The 13,544-nt window shown below is 55.9% G+C and carries 14 protein-coding genes; 12 read left to right on the forward strand and 2 right to left on the reverse strand.

The features are described from left to right. Nucleotides 1-49: 49 nt before the first annotated feature. Nucleotides 50-865, reverse strand: coding sequence for a phosphatase PAP2 family protein (locus tag LA756_RS01335; protein ID WP_224438088.1), 816 nt, complete (start codon nucleotides 863-865; stop codon nucleotides 50-52). A 169-nt stretch (nucleotides 866-1,034) separates the two neighbouring features. Between LA756_RS01335 and LA756_RS01340 the strand changes: the two genes are divergently transcribed. The 12 genes from LA756_RS01340 to LA756_RS01395 all read left to right on the forward strand — a co-directional run bounded on the left by LA756_RS01340 (nucleotide 1,035) and on the right by LA756_RS01395 (nucleotide 13,033). Further along, nucleotides 1,035-2,786 (forward strand): glycosyltransferase family 39 protein, encoded by a 1,752-nt coding sequence (locus LA756_RS01340; protein WP_224438089.1) that lies wholly within the window; start codon nucleotides 1,035-1,037, stop codon nucleotides 2,784-2,786. 434 nt (nucleotides 2,787-3,220) lie between these two features. Then, nucleotides 3,221-3,610 carry a response regulator gene (locus LA756_RS01345; protein WP_224438090.1) on the forward strand — a complete coding sequence of 130 codons (390 nt, stop codon included), beginning with the start codon at nucleotides 3,221-3,223 and terminating at the stop codon, nucleotides 3,608-3,610. 26 nt (nucleotides 3,611-3,636) lie between these two features. Further along, nucleotides 3,637-5,328 carry a GspE/PulE family protein gene (locus LA756_RS01350; RefSeq protein ID WP_224438091.1) on the forward strand — a complete coding sequence of 564 codons (1,692 nt, stop codon included), beginning with the start codon at nucleotides 3,637-3,639 and terminating at the stop codon, nucleotides 5,326-5,328. 9 nt (nucleotides 5,329-5,337) lie between these two features. Further along, on the forward strand, nucleotides 5,338-6,480 hold the full coding sequence (locus LA756_RS01355) for a type II secretion system F family protein (RefSeq protein ID WP_224438092.1): 1,143 nt from the start codon (nucleotides 5,338-5,340) through the stop codon (nucleotides 6,478-6,480). Nucleotides 6,481-6,604: 124 nt separating this feature from the next. Next, nucleotides 6,605-6,931, forward strand: coding sequence for a competence type IV pilus major pilin ComGC (locus LA756_RS01360; protein WP_224438093.1), 327 nt, complete (start codon nucleotides 6,605-6,607; stop codon nucleotides 6,929-6,931). Between the two features lie 6 nt (nucleotides 6,932-6,937). Further along, nucleotides 6,938-7,444 carry a Tfp pilus assembly protein FimT/FimU gene (locus LA756_RS01365; protein ID WP_224438094.1) on the forward strand — a complete coding sequence of 169 codons (507 nt, stop codon included), beginning with the start codon at nucleotides 6,938-6,940 and terminating at the stop codon, nucleotides 7,442-7,444. A gap of 114 nt (nucleotides 7,445-7,558) precedes the next feature. After that, nucleotides 7,559-7,984, forward strand: coding sequence for a hypothetical protein (locus tag LA756_RS01370; RefSeq protein ID WP_224438095.1), 426 nt, complete (start codon nucleotides 7,559-7,561; stop codon nucleotides 7,982-7,984). Beyond that, on the forward strand, nucleotides 7,974-8,489 hold the full coding sequence (locus LA756_RS01375) for a prepilin-type N-terminal cleavage/methylation domain-containing protein (RefSeq protein ID WP_224438096.1): 516 nt from the start codon (nucleotides 7,974-7,976) through the stop codon (nucleotides 8,487-8,489). Before LA756_RS01370 ends, LA756_RS01375 begins: the two co-directional genes overlap by 11 nt. Before the next feature lie 13 nt (nucleotides 8,490-8,502). Then, entirely contained in the window at nucleotides 8,503-8,898 is a 396-nt protein-coding gene (locus tag LA756_RS01380) for a hypothetical protein (protein ID WP_224438097.1), read from the forward strand. 7 nt (nucleotides 8,899-8,905) lie between these two features. Next, nucleotides 8,906-10,423, forward strand: a complete 1,518-nt coding sequence (locus tag LA756_RS01385; protein ID WP_224438098.1) for a PilN domain-containing protein — start codon at nucleotides 8,906-8,908, stop codon at nucleotides 10,421-10,423. Further along, nucleotides 10,410-11,054, forward strand: coding sequence for a hypothetical protein (locus tag LA756_RS01390; protein ID WP_224438099.1), 645 nt, complete (start codon nucleotides 10,410-10,412; stop codon nucleotides 11,052-11,054). Before LA756_RS01385 ends, LA756_RS01390 begins: the two co-directional genes overlap by 14 nt. Before the next feature lie 59 nt (nucleotides 11,055-11,113). After that, on the forward strand, nucleotides 11,114-13,033 hold the full coding sequence (locus LA756_RS01395) for a secretin N-terminal domain-containing protein (protein ID WP_224438100.1): 1,920 nt from the start codon (nucleotides 11,114-11,116) through the stop codon (nucleotides 13,031-13,033). Here LA756_RS01395 and LA756_RS01400 read toward each other — a convergent pair. After that, the gene (locus tag LA756_RS01400; protein WP_224438101.1) at nucleotides 13,030-13,506 is read right to left on the reverse strand and encodes a hypothetical protein; all 477 of its coding nucleotides are present in this window, start codon (nucleotides 13,504-13,506) and stop codon (nucleotides 13,030-13,032) included. The two genes, LA756_RS01395 and LA756_RS01400, sit on opposite strands and share 4 nt — an antisense overlap. Nucleotides 13,507-13,544 lie beyond the last annotated feature (38 nt).

Consider the following 13,544-nt stretch of genomic DNA (forward strand, 5'->3'; position numbering starts at 1 on the left):
AAAGCCTGCCGCGATTCGGCAGGCTTTTTTTATGGCCGATCGCGACTTGTCATCCGGCGTTCGGTGGGGATGAATCGACGCTCGGTTGTCGGCGAATCTTCTTTTCCAGCCAATCGATCAGCTGGGGCAATCGTCCGTACGTCAATAGGAACGTCGCCGTTACCAGGCCAAGTGCCGCCCCAAGGCAAACGTCACTCGGAAAATGCATCCGGAACACGACTCGTTGGAAGCAAGCCAGCCCCGCGAGAAGCAGGAAGTACCAGCGGGCATGCGGGTAGAGATAACACAATCCAACGCACAGCCCGGCCGCCGTTGCCGAATGTCCTGACGGAAAGCTTTGAAGAGCCGATCCTCGCAATTCTTCCTGCGAGAACCACGTCAGAAAGGGAAACCATTGGTAAAAGCTGTCCCAGATCGGCAGCGAAAAATCAAACGCGTGGGGACGATACCGCGCAATGCCAAAAAACTTGGCAACGTTGGCCATCATGCCAGCCCCAAAAGCGGTCCCCAGCAGAAGACCTACCTTCCAGCGATTTTCCAAGTCGAGTGCAAAGACGGCCAAAACAACCAGCAGAACGCCGGTGCCGTGGCCGAATACTTCGGACAAAGCGACCAGCTTCTTAACGTCACCGCCGATAAAGCGGAACTCGTGGGGGGGCTCGGCCAATTGCTTGCCGATTGCGTGATCAATGAAAAATGACAGCAGTCCACAGATGAACAGAACCACGGCGAGGATCAAAAAGAACCGCGCCGGAAATCGCCGGTCCTTGGCCGCCATGGATGCAGGGGAGGGGGCAGGCGATTCGTGGGAAATCGCTTCGCGACGCGGCGAATCGAACTCGGTTTCCGCAGGGTGTATCGTCACTGTTCTGGGCTTTATCCAATCCGTGGTGAGGGGCATGCTATCACCTAAGTTAACGCTTTTGCTGGTAATGACCAACGGCAGAACCGTGCCAGCGAAATGCCATTGGCCCCGGGGGCACCATTGGGGTAAACTCCTCGCTTGACTTACGTGCAAGCAAAGGAATGCTGCCATGTTCTCCGCGAACAAAAACCTGGGGCTGTTGGTGGCCCTGTGTGCGATCGTTTTCTTCGTGAATCTGGGTGGTCCGAAGCTTTGGGATCGAGACGAACCCCGTAATGCCGGCTGCGCTATCGAAATGATGGAAGCCGCCGACTGGGTCGTACCCCGATTCAACGACGAATTGCGAACCCACAAGCCTGCGCTGCTTTATTGGCTGATGATTACGGCCTACTCCTGGTTTGGGATTAGCGAATTCAGTGCCCGGTTTTTCTCGGCAGTGCTCGGAACGCTGACTGTTCTGTTGACCTACGATATCGGGCGAAGGCTCTTTAACCCGACGGCCGCACTTTGGGCTGGCATTTGTCTGGCGACCACGTTGATGTTCACCGTAGCGGCCCGAGCGGCGACGCCCGATGCTCCGCTGATCTTTTTTGTCACACTCGGACTGTGGACATATGTCTTGTTCAGCTTTCGAGCAACGGAAGACGAATCCGTCGAACCGACTTACTATCCAACGCAGTGGTGGCAGGTCGCATTGCTGTACGGTGTATTCGGCTTTGCAGTCCTGTCGAAGGGCCCCGTCGGGCTGGTATTGCCCACCGCGATCATCGGCATGTTTCTACTGATCATGCGATTGCCGTCCGCAGAGCCGACCACCACTTGGTGGCAGTGGGGCGTTTCGTTGGTGCGGCCGTTCTTTCCGCTGCATTTCCTGAAAACGGTTTGGTTCATGCGTCCATTGTTGGCCGTCGCAGCTTGCCTGGCAGTTGCGCTGCCGTGGTATGTTTGGGTCGCTGCTCGTGACTTCCGCTGGATCGAAGGCTTCTTTCTCGAACACAATCTCAACCGGGCGGTGACCTCTTTCGAGGGGCACTCCGGTCCACCGATCTACTATTTAGTGGCCATCTGCATCGGCTTCTTCCCTTGGTCGGTCTTCTTCACGCCGCTCTTGTGGGACGTTCGCCAACAGTTGCGGTCGGACACTCGTTACAAGGCGGCACTCATCTTTTGCTGCTGCTGGGTAGCCGTTTGGATGGGGGCGTTTTCCATTGCTCAAACCAAACTGCCTAGCTATATCACGCCCCTTTATCCTGGCCTGGCCCTGCTGACAGGTATGTTTGTCGCTCGCGTTTTGGAGAAGCGGACCGACTTCTCAACGCGTTGGCTCGATCTTGCTTTCGGCCTAACCACCCTCGTCGGTGTTGTTTTGTGCGTTGCTTTGGCTTGGTTGGCCGGGAAGTTTCTTCCAGGCGAACAGTTCGTCGCTCTGCTGGGGCTTGTTCTGATTGTCGGAGGCGGATTGGCCTGGTGGCGGAAGTCGCAGGGCAATACCCAACAAGCGTTCCGAGTCTTCGCGACCGCCTCGATGTTGTTTGTGCTCGGCCTCTTCGCGGTCGTTGCTCAGCGGGTTTCCAATCATCAGGCGATTGGTCAGTTGCTGGCCGAAATCGAAGCCGCTAACCCTGATGCGCAGCTTTGTTCGTTTGGCGTAAGTGAAGCCAGCTGGGTGTTTTACGCTCGCCAGCCGATCAAGTTTATTCCTTCCGATCCTGCCGATCTGCAGCGAGAATTCGCGGTCGATCGAGGGACCATCCTGCTGACTACCCCCGAGCAGCTTGAGCTGCTTCCACCGGAGATGCGAAGCCAGCTTCAGGAGGTCGCTCAGGCCCCTTATTTCCTGAAGGATTACCCGCTGATCGCGCTGCAGCCATCGCCGGAATTGGTTGAAATTGCGGCACAACAGCAGGCTTCCCGCCGCTAGGTGACGTGCCGCGATACAGTCGGACGCATTATGCCCATAAGATTGTTCAAGCGTCCAGCACTTTGCCGTTTGCCCTTAATTTGGCATGCATGTCGCGTAGAATTCGCCCTGAAGTGGCGGACAGTTGACGTGTATCTCTCTAATAGATCATGCAAAGTTGTTGTACACTTGGACAATAAAACGTTACAATATATGCGTTCGCTCAGTTTGGCTGAAATGGGCAAACACAATGCCGCAAATCCTCTCCTTAAATTTTCCGGTCTTCGATCTGACTTGCGGCATGCCGTTGGTTTCTAAGCGGCGGTCATGCGTGTTGTGCCGGTTATGCGGCTGCTTCTCTTGGATCTTCTGAACTGATTTGCTTGCCTTCCAGTGAAAGCTAAGGTTGAGCGTCGAATTGCCACCACCTGGGATTCCTTTCGAAGGTCACACGCATGCGCGAAAGCAAGCATTTCATTCTTGTCGTCGAGGACGATCCGTTGCTGGCGGACATCACGGCGTTTCGTTTGGAACTGCTCGGCTTCGAGGTCCTGACCGCTGAGAACGCGGACGAAGCGTTGACGGCTTGCGAGACCCAGCATGTCGATCTAGTGATTGTCGACTTAGAGCTGGCAGGCATGAAGGGGCTCGACTTGATCCATCAGTTGCAGATCACTGAAGAGACGCACGAGACACCGATCCTCGTCTTCTCGACCGATCCCAGCTTGGACGTCGTGCAGAAGGCATTCAAAGCGGGCGCGAAGGACTACCTGGTCACGCCGTACGACCCCGCAGTGCTGGAACACAAAATCGAATTATTGCTGTCGCCGGAAACGGTTCAGTAGGCAACGCACACAGTTAGAAACAAACCATGGCAGGACGGCTAGGTGACATTCTGGTAGCTCGCGGGCACATCACTCAGGAACAACTGGAAGGTGCGCTCCGCAGCCAAGGTTCCGAGCGAGGTATGCTCGGCGCCATTCTGCTGCGCCGCGGCTTGGTGACTCGCGAACAAGTCGGCTCGGCATTGGCAGAGCAGTTTGAAGTGCCGTTCGAGACGATTGTGCCAGAGGCGGTCAACCCGCAGTTGGTGCGATTGTTACCGGAAGAGTTCGCCCGCAGCCGCAGTACCGTGCCTGTCGGGCTGGCCAAACGAAGATTGCGCCTGGCCATGGCGGCGCCGGACGATATCGAAACGATTTCTGAAGCGGAATTGATCACCGGTTATCCGGTCGACCCAATCGTGAGTTTCGGCGCGGACATTCAGGACACGCTCGATCGTGGTTTCGACGACAAAATTGTCGCACGTCAGACCATCGTCGATATGAAGCTGCAGGAACTTGCTCAGCATCAAGATGTCGACGACGAAGCGGAACAGATTGCCGCGCTCAACGAAGAAGAAGCAGCTCCCGTTGTTCGCCTGGTGAAATCGCTTTTGTCAGGGGCGATTAACTCGAGCTCCAGCGATATTCACTTGGAACCGCACAAGCCAGAAATGCGGGTGCGGTATCGTGTCGATGGGCAACTCCAGCAAGTGATGACCATTCCTAATCACATTGAAGAAGCGGTGATCGCGCGTATCAAAGTGATGGGAGACATGGACACCACTGAAACGCGGCGTCCGCAAGATGGGCACATCAGCATTGAGGATGGCGGCAAGAACGTCAACTTCCGTGTGAGCACCATTCCGACCGTGTTGGGCGAAAAAGTGGTGATGCGTTTGATCGACGAAAGCTCGAAGGTGTTCCGTATGGATCAGCTCGGCTTCAGCGATGTCGATAGCCACCGTTTGCAGGAACTGATCGACAAGCCACACGGAATGCTGGTCGTTACCGGGCCAACTGGTTCGGGGAAATCGACGACGCTTTACGCGATGCTTTCAGAGCTGAACCAGGTACACCGCAACATTGTCACCGTTGAAGACCCTGTCGAGTACCGTTTGCCAGGCATCACTCAGGTTCACTCCGATAACGAATTTGGTCTCGGGTTTGCCAACGCTTTGAAGTACATCATGCGGCAAGACCCCGACGTGATCATGGTGGGTGAAATTCGCGATCATGAAACGGCAACCACGGCTGTGCAAGCCGCACTCACAGGGCACTTGCTGATCAGTACGCTGCACACCAACGACGCTGTCGGTTCCGTCGCGCGACTGAATGACTTGGGAATTGACCACTTTCGGATCGGTGGTTCGCTGCTGGGAAGTGTGGCTCAACGATTGTTGCGGACGATCTGTCCGTTCTGCAAAGAACCGGCTCAACCGAATCAAACGATGCTCGAGACAATCTCGCGTCGCTGTCGCATTCCAACTGATGCGGTGTTTTACCATGGCCGCGGCTGCAACAAGTGCCTCGGTAGTGGCTATCAAGGACGTGTTCCGGTCTTTGAAATTATGGTCAACACGCACCGTATGGCCGAAGCGATTGATCAGGGAATGCCCCAAGCAAAGCTACGCGAATTGGCGGTTGAAGAAGGAATGACCGACCTGCTGACGGCTGGGGTTCGGATGGCAGTGGCCGGACGAACGACCCTGGAAGAAGCCTACTTCAAGACGATGGGTTAAAGGGAAGCGATGAAAGCGAATACCTTGCCGAGCCGATCGAAGTCAGGCGGAATCGTCGGGCTACTACAGTGGCTGCACTCCATTCAACTGACGCCTGGGCGCAAGAAACAAGGCCTTTCGCCGAGACGTGTCGGCGAGATCTTTTCGCACTTGGCGACGCTGCTGGAAAATGGCGTGACGCTGCCGAAAGCCATTTTGACGATCGCCAACGAATCGTCGATGCGTTGGGGGCGACCGCTGCTGAAATCATTGCATAGTGCGATTGAACGTGGTGATAGCTTCTCGAAGGCATTGGCCCGCGAAGAAGGCATGATCGACGAGATTGTGATTCAGCAAATTCGTATTGGTGAACGATCAGGCAACGTGCCGCAGGTGCTGAGACGCATCGCCGATAAGATGGAATCGGACAACGATCTACGGGGACGGATCATCAAAAAGATCAGCTACCCGGCGATTGTGACGATTGCCGGTAGCGGCGTTTGCGCGTTCATGATCTTGTTCATTTTGCCGGTCTTCGAAGAGACGTATCGCAAGTCGAAGATTCCTTTGCCGTTGCCAACTCAGGTATTGGTGAGTGTCGGGCACTTCGCCACATCGTACGGATGGATCGTCTTGCTGGCCATTTTGGCGGCCGGATTGATCGTGCGACAAATCCGACGGAATCGACCGATGGCGATTGCCATGGATCAGCGAATGCTGCGGTTGCCGTTGATTGGCCCATGGCTGGTCGACATGGCGATGTTGCAGTTTATGGAAGCGTTGGGAACGATGCTGGAAAGTGGCTTTCACCTGGCCGATGCCCTGACGCAGTGCCAAGGAACGGTTGGCAATTTGGCTGTCGATCGAGCGATTGGCTCGTTGGGAAGCGCAGTTCGCCGCGGCGAACGACTTAGTCGCGAGATGGAACGCCACCAGCAACTGTTTCCGCCGGTGGTCAGTCAATTGGTGATTGTCGGCGAACAGACCGGCAACTTGGGGCCAGCGAGCCGCCAGGTGCGCGATCACTTGAAGAAAGACATCGAACGAAAGACCGATAGTTTCGTGCGTGTCGTTGAACCGGTCACAACGATCTTGATGGCGTTGCTGGTCGGAGGGATTTTGTTAGCGATCTACATGCCAATGTTTGGAATGTTGGATCTTGTTGAGAAGTAGGCCCTTTCCTGCAAACTACAGTTGATTGGCAGATATTACAGCCAAGTAAAAATTGGTGCGATTTGCCAGGCTCGGGAAGAGCATTCGGACAAATAATTTCACGTTAGCTAAGACGGCATTAAAAATGAGTCAAGCCAAGTTCAATCGTAAGCGTCGTGGGTTTTCGTTGTTAGAGCTTTTGGCAGTGGTGGTCATCTTGGGGATCATCGCAGCGATTGTCGTCCCACGCGTTAGTACCTCGAGCGAAACCGCGAAGCAGCGTGTCAACGAACACAACATTGCGACGCTGAATGCTGCCGTCGAACGATACTTCGTCAACGAAGGAAGCTGGCCGTCGGCGTTGAGCGATTTGGGAACAGACTATCTTCCAGATGGTGTTCCGGCCGTTCCGACCGACGACTCGTTGAGCTACACGATTGACGGTACTACGCATCGCGTGAGTGCGAACTAAGACGTCATGGATCGTTGTGCGAATCAACCGAATGACCGCGTTTGGATTCAGACGCGGTCGTTTTCGTTTTCACGCCGCGGGTACAGCTTGATCGAGATGCTGGCCGTGGTGGTGATTCTGGGTATCCTCGCTGCGATCGGTGCGGTACGTCTGGCCCCTGGGTTGAAGGACAATTTGGCGACCGAAACCGATTCGTTTCGTATGCTGATGGCGCTTCGCGAGGCCCGCTCGGCGGCGATCTCAACGGGGGACGAACATCGTTTGCGGCTGTTGCAATCAGGCGGAACGATTACCGGATATCAAATTGAACGCCTGGGTGGTTCGACCACGGTCGTCGAAGGCCCGCATCTGTTTTCTGGCCGAGCTGCCATCTCTCAAACCGGTAGTGACGCGACGTTTGATTTTCAAGGACAGGCCATCGTCGCCCCGGTGCTGACGTTTGTCGGACCGAATCGAACCGATCGCATTACGGTCGTCTCCGCGACCGGCTGGGGCTTGCTCGAGCAGTTGTAACTTGCCGCAATTGTTCGCTTCGTGGGCCACTTCTTTTGACGTCCATTGGGGGTGACCTATTCTTACTCGTCCCCATGCGCCTGTGGGGAAAGGTACCTGGACGGAGAACGTTTCATGAAATCGCGTGGAGGCTACAGCTTGTTGGAAGTGGTGATTGCCACGTTCCTGATGGGCCTGGCCATTATTCCAGCGATGAACTTCATGAGCGGCGCGATCCATGCCAGCGGCGAGTTGGAAACGTGGAACCAGATGAACCTGTTGGCGGTGAGCAAGCTGGAAGAACAGCTTTCGGTCGCCGCCGCCGATTTCACCCAAGGAAACGAGAGCGGAACGTTTACCGATCCTGGCTTGGAAGCAATTCGGTTTTCGGCAAGCCGATCGACCTCGGCAACCGTAGGTGGAATCGACGAACGGCTGATGGTGATCAGCGTTACTGTGTGGCACGACGAAAACGGCAACACGGCCATCGACGCAAGCGAGGCCCAGGTAACCTACGCAACGAAACTGGCGAGCATGACGTTATACCAAGATGGTTTTTAGAGCACGCACAACACGAAACGGCTTCAGCCTGCTGGAACTGCTGGTGGCGGTCACGTTGATGGTCTCGGCCGTGACGGCGGTGTCGGTATTGTTGCGCGTGAACTACGAGGCCTGGATTGACTATCGCAGCGACAACCTCCGGCATGAATCGGCCGTGGGCGTGCTGCGACACATGGTTCGAGAAATTCGCCAATGCGAACAAATTACGGCCATCAGTGCCGCTGGTGATAACTCCGGAAGCCTGACCGTTCGTATGCCCTCGGGCGATAGTGTCGTGTGGGATCATGAAGGGACCAATGTGCTGTTCGGAACGACCACGGCTGACCAGCTTTTAGGGAACAACATCACCGGCCTGCGTATGGTGGGTTACCAATACGACGGCGTCACGAGCGCGACGCAGCCGGAAGAAGTTCAGTGTGTACGAATCACGGTGAGTTACACATTGCCGCAGAAAGCGACCGCCAATCGAACGTTAACCGCAACGGCGTGGGTTCGTGCGTTCTGATGAGACAACAAGCATGTTTGCAAGTGTAACGAAAACTCGACCTTCGACTCAGCCCAAGCGGCGCGGCTTCGCGCTGTTGTTGGTCTTAGTCGTGATGGTGCTGACTTCGTTGATCCTGGCCGGCATGGGTAACGGGCTGACCACGCAATTTGCCGCGTATCGAAACACGGCCGACTACGATCAGGCTCAGTATCTGGCTGGGGCAGGCGTACATCATGCGGCCGCTTTATTGGAAGAAGACAACAGCTGGCGAGGCTCGGTCAGCAACATGGAATTGCCGGCCGGAAGTGGCAATCGGTACAGCTTCACGGCTGCCGATGGAGATCCGGGGCAAGTCATCGTGACCGCGCAAGGGGAAGCTGGTTCGGTCACGCGACGTTTGGAATGTGTGATCAGTACCGACGGTTAAACCAATCATGAAAACAAAACGCATTTCCAAGAAGAACGATCATCGCCCGGTCCTGGCTTTGCAGATCGGTCACACCAAAGTTCGTGCGGTGCTATATCGCATTGAAGATGGCAGCTTGTGCGAGTGTGAGTCGCTGGAAGAGTCGTGGCAAGAAGGGCATTGGAAGATCCACAGCGAAGATGGCATGGATGGCCTGAAGTCCGCGTTGCGAAGACTCCTCGCGCGGACACCACGCGGCATTGACGAAGCGTATGTGGCACTCTCGGGCGAATTCTGCGTGACGCGGGTCGTGAGCGATACCAACGAGAACGTCGCCTACGAAGTCCGTGAGATCGAATCGCGTAGCAATCTCTATCTTTCGCTCGGACATGGGCCGAAGGTAGTCGCCGGGAATATCTTGCAGCAAGATCCGAAGCATCAACATGCGACCGTTTCGGTTGTCCATCGACAAACGATCGAAGCGATTTTGGAAGTCGCCAAAGGTGTCGGTCTGACGATTACTGCGATCGAACCGACCGTGATTTCGCTGTGCCGCTTGCTGGGGGCATTGCGGCTCGATCGCGAAGCTCCTGCACTGCTGGTTTGCCCTGGACAGTCTGGCGTCGAGATCGCAATCTCGTATCAAGGGCGGTTGTACCTCGACTATCGTCCGGCCGGGATCACTCAGCAGGAAGAGATCGCTGAGATTCTGGTTCATCACTTGGAACGGCTGCAGCGTTATTGCCGCCGCCATGCTCGAGTGATGCAAAGTGCAATTGGTTCGGTCTACTTGACCGGCGAACGGCGCCGTGCGGAAGCGATTCAAGCTCAGCTAGGCGGCCGCCTCAGAATGCCGGTCGAAATATTACAAATGGAAGGGAGCGGCAACGAGATTGCTTCGCTACTGCGAAACCTGCCGATCTCGCATTTTCCAGCCGCAGGCGTCGGATTGTTGGCGGTGCGTGAATATGCCACGCCGGGACCAAACTTGATGGAACGGCTGCATGCCGACTACGAAGAACCACTCTTCACGCGAACGCTTAAAGTGCTCGGTCCCTTGGCGGCTGTTGTCCTGATTGCCGCGATGGTGTGGGGATATTTGTGGGAACAACGGTGGGAACTGCAGCAGGCAATGGCGCAAGCGGCCGAGTTGGAACCGATTCACCGCGAATCGATCTTGCTGCGTGGCGTGATGAAGCAAAACCGCGAAACGTTGAATGCCCATCAGCAAGTTGGTAAGCAGTTGCCGCTTCGGCCGGTGGCTCGGTGGATCGAAAAGATCGGTCAGGCCGTTCCGGACGATGCATGGCTGACAAACGTGTCCCTGGATGACGAAGGTGACCTGACCATCGAAGGGAATACGACCAACGAGGCGAGCATCTTTGCCTACGGCGAAGAGGTGGGGCAATTCGACTTCGTGCATCGAGCCACCGTCGACGGTGCCGTTCCGTCGAATACGAAGTCGGGACCGGCGATCAAGTTCACCATTCACTGTGACATTGACGATTGGGAAGAGTTGGAGGATCAAGACGATGGCAGCATCTAGTGAATCGGTTCTCCGCCTTTTGAGGCATCCACACGCTTTGATGGTCGGCATAATCGTAACTTTTGTGGTAGCACTTGTGACGCTTATTCCGGCCGCCGATGAATATTCGGCATTACGAGAACGATCGGAGGAAGTCGCGCGCCTGCTAGAGCAGGGAACCAACGACCGTGACGGACTAGCTTTGATCCAAGCCAAACATGCCGAAATTCAGGAGACGCTCAATCAGCATCAAGAGCGAGCCATCGACGAAGATCGAGCTCACGAGGTTCGCCAGTCGCTGGTTCATTTTGCTCGGGGATCGAATTGCCACTTACGGCGAGTTGATCTTGGCCCGGTGCGTGTTCGTCACTGGCACGAACAGGATCATCCTGTGCAAGCCGTTTCGACCGCCAAGCGAGGCAAGAAGACTGACTTCCGCTTGGAAGTTCGCGAACTTCGCCTGACGATGACCGGCGAGATGCACGAGATTGAGAGTTTTCTGGAGAAGTTCGAGACGCTGGATGTTCAAATGAACTTGCAGCAAATGAACCTGCGAGCGTTGGATGCCAACGGCGACCAGGTTCAACTGGAACTAACGCTGCAATTGTTTGGAGTTCGTCGTGCCAAGCAGGATGAATCGTTGAAGTCCTGAGAAAACCGCTACGGTTTTGCCCCTAGACCGCGCGATCACGTTTTGGTGAAAGCAACGGAATGTCACAACGCCAGGATGGCCTAAAAAACGCAAACTCCTCGATCGCCAGATCGCTTTGCCCTCGGCTTAGCGTCTGTCTGCTGCGCGGCGGTTTGCTGTGGGCTATCGCAATGGTTTGCCTCGGCGTCGGTGTTGGTCATGTTTCTGCCGAAGGCATCAGTCCCCGCATTCAATCTGCTTTGAAGCAGCGCGGAGATTTGACGCTGCGAGAAACAAGCCTGCCGCATGCACTGCAAACAATCAGCGAGATTTGGAACATCAACGTCGTGATGGGAAGCAAAGTGGAAGGGACCATCAACGGAACCTTCCGCGACGCCCCGCTGTACGACATTCTCGATTCGATACTGCTGCTCAACGGCTATGGCTACCGCCCCGTCGGCGATAGTCTGGTGATCGTTCCGCAAACCGAACTGGGAACGGCCAATCCCATGTTTCGTTCCGAGACGATTCCGCTGAAACATGCCAGTGCCGTAGAGATTATCCCTGCGCTGGAGTCCCTTCGCTCGCGGGGTGGATCGATTCAGGCGATTGCTTCGGCGAATAGCCTGGCAGTGGTTGACTATCCCCATCACGTTCAGATGATTCGGGAAGCGGTTGCCAATATTGATCGCGTTGCCGCTGCATCTGGTGCCGCCCCTGGCACGCGGATCATTACTGACGTGCTCAATTTTCGGCCTGAATATATCGACGCGAAAAGCTTGCTGGAAGCGATCCAGTCGTTGATTAGCGCCGATGGGCGTGCGGCGGTCGTAGACTCCGAGAACCAAGTCATCGTCATCGATCGACCAGAGAACCTGCGAATGATCGAGAGCATGCTGCGGCGGTTGGACGTGCCGAAACCGCAAGTTCGCATTACGGCGCTGATCTACGATATCGACTTGGACGACATGGAAAATCTGGGCGTGAACTGGAGCACGTTCTTCAAAGGGCGAACGCTGGCAGACGGCACGACCGAGAACCTCTTCGGGATCGAGTCGGCGATTGCGATTCCTGCGGCGGCAAGCGATCCGACTGGGGTGATGACGTTTCAAACGCTGAGCAGCGGGTTCGACTTGAAGGCGGTGATTGACGCCGTCCGGCAAATGGACGACTCTCGTTTACTCGCGGATCCGAACGTGGTCGTGGTGGACCGAGAAAGAGCGCTGATTCAGATCGTTACTGAAATTCCCTATCAGCAGCTGACGCAGACGTCGGCAGGGGGCAACATCGGGACCACTGCGTTTCGAGAAGCAGGCGTCATGCTGACGGTGACTCCTCGAATTGCCGCGGACGGGACAATCGAAATGGATGTGGTGCCGACGTTCAGCCGGCTAACAGGTTTTAGCGAAGGCCCTAACCGTCAGCCAATTATTGATAAGCGAGAAACGAGCACCACCGTGCGTGTCGCCGATGGCCAAGTGTTGGTAATCGGTGGTCTTCGTCAGCGAATCGATATCAGCAACGACAATGGGATTCCTTACTTGAAGGATCTCAAGTATGTCGGCAAGCTGTTTCGCTATCGCAGCACTCAGGTTCGGGAAAGTGAACTGGTCGTCTTTCTGCGAACCGAAATTCTGCCGTTCCCGACACAAGACTTGAACTGCCGACAAATCGATGCGTACGAAGAAAGCTATGCCAAGTTGGACGCGGTCCCACAGGCATCGCAGTACCCTTGGCCCAAGCTAAGTCCGCCACCGCCAGGCAAGCGGCCGACATCTTTCGGACCAGATCCCCGGCGGCAATTGGCTCCAGGGGCAGTTCCACCGCAAGGCATGCCTCCCCACGGAATCGCGCCGCAGGGGATGCCGCCTCAAGCGATGCCAGAAGGGGGCTATCAGGTTCCGCCGCAAATGATGCACGAGGAACCGATTCAATCGCCGTCCCAACAGATGCCGGTATACGAATCGCACGTGATTCGGCGATTTCCGATGGTGCGTTAGTTCAGCTGCAGCGTGATCTGTTCCAAGCCGCGGCGTAGCGTTGCCTGCGAGTCGGTAACGCTCAGGACTTCCCATTGCAGAACAAAGTCGCCGACGACGGCCCGTTGAAAGTCGCCGTTAGCCTCTAGAAGAGCAAACGGTTGATCGCCACGCTTGGCAATGCCGAGCAAGCGAATGTCGGCGGTCTGGGCTTGTTGCGGGGTGACGGTACGCGTTTTGACGGTGGGTGGCCGAAACGGATTGCGAGGGGACGAAGCGTTCTCGTTCGCCGCGACGGTAGGACTTTCGGCGGCGATGTCTATCGTATCCACGGGCGGAGGCGTTTCTTTCTCGCTAAGCGGTGCGGCGTCGCGGTTGTCGGCGCTGGCAACTTGCTGGGCAGGAACGGTCTGATCTGCGGCACACCCGGCGATGACAGCCAGTGTGGTCAGGAGCAGGGCAAAAGCCAGCGGTAAAGTGATCGTCCGGAACATCTTGAAAGTCTCGCGAAGAGCGGCAAATACGTTTCGTA

Source organism: Bremerella sp. TYQ1 (assembly GCF_020150455.1).
In the GTDB taxonomy this organism is placed as follows: Bacteria; Planctomycetota; Planctomycetia; order Pirellulales; family Pirellulaceae; genus Bremerella; species Bremerella volcania_A.

Coding starts and splice junctions, on each gene's coding strand:
- LA756_RS01340 (WP_224438089.1), top strand. CDS start 1,035: ATGTTCTCCGCGAACAAAAACCTGGGGCTGTTGGTGGCCCTGTGTGCG.
- LA756_RS01345 (WP_224438090.1), top strand. CDS start 3,221: ATGCGCGAAAGCAAGCATTTCATTCTTGTCGTCGAGGACGATCCGTTG.
- LA756_RS01350 (WP_224438091.1), top strand. CDS start 3,637: ATGGCAGGACGGCTAGGTGACATTCTGGTAGCTCGCGGGCACATCACT.
- LA756_RS01355 (WP_224438092.1), top strand. CDS start 5,338: ATGAAAGCGAATACCTTGCCGAGCCGATCGAAGTCAGGCGGAATCGTC.
- LA756_RS01360 (WP_224438093.1), top strand. CDS start 6,605: ATGAGTCAAGCCAAGTTCAATCGTAAGCGTCGTGGGTTTTCGTTGTTA.
- LA756_RS01365 (WP_224438094.1), top strand. CDS start 6,938: ATGGATCGTTGTGCGAATCAACCGAATGACCGCGTTTGGATTCAGACG.
- LA756_RS01370 (WP_224438095.1), top strand. CDS start 7,559: ATGAAATCGCGTGGAGGCTACAGCTTGTTGGAAGTGGTGATTGCCACG.
- LA756_RS01375 (WP_224438096.1), top strand. CDS start 7,974: ATGGTTTTTAGAGCACGCACAACACGAAACGGCTTCAGCCTGCTGGAA.
- LA756_RS01380 (WP_224438097.1), top strand. CDS start 8,503: ATGTTTGCAAGTGTAACGAAAACTCGACCTTCGACTCAGCCCAAGCGG.
- LA756_RS01385 (WP_224438098.1), top strand. CDS start 8,906: ATGAAAACAAAACGCATTTCCAAGAAGAACGATCATCGCCCGGTCCTG.
- LA756_RS01390 (WP_224438099.1), top strand. CDS start 10,410: ATGGCAGCATCTAGTGAATCGGTTCTCCGCCTTTTGAGGCATCCACAC.
- LA756_RS01395 (WP_224438100.1), top strand. CDS start 11,114: ATGTCACAACGCCAGGATGGCCTAAAAAACGCAAACTCCTCGATCGCC.
- LA756_RS01400 (WP_224438101.1), bottom strand. CDS start 13,506: ATGTTCCGGACGATCACTTTACCGCTGGCTTTTGCCCTGCTCCTGACC.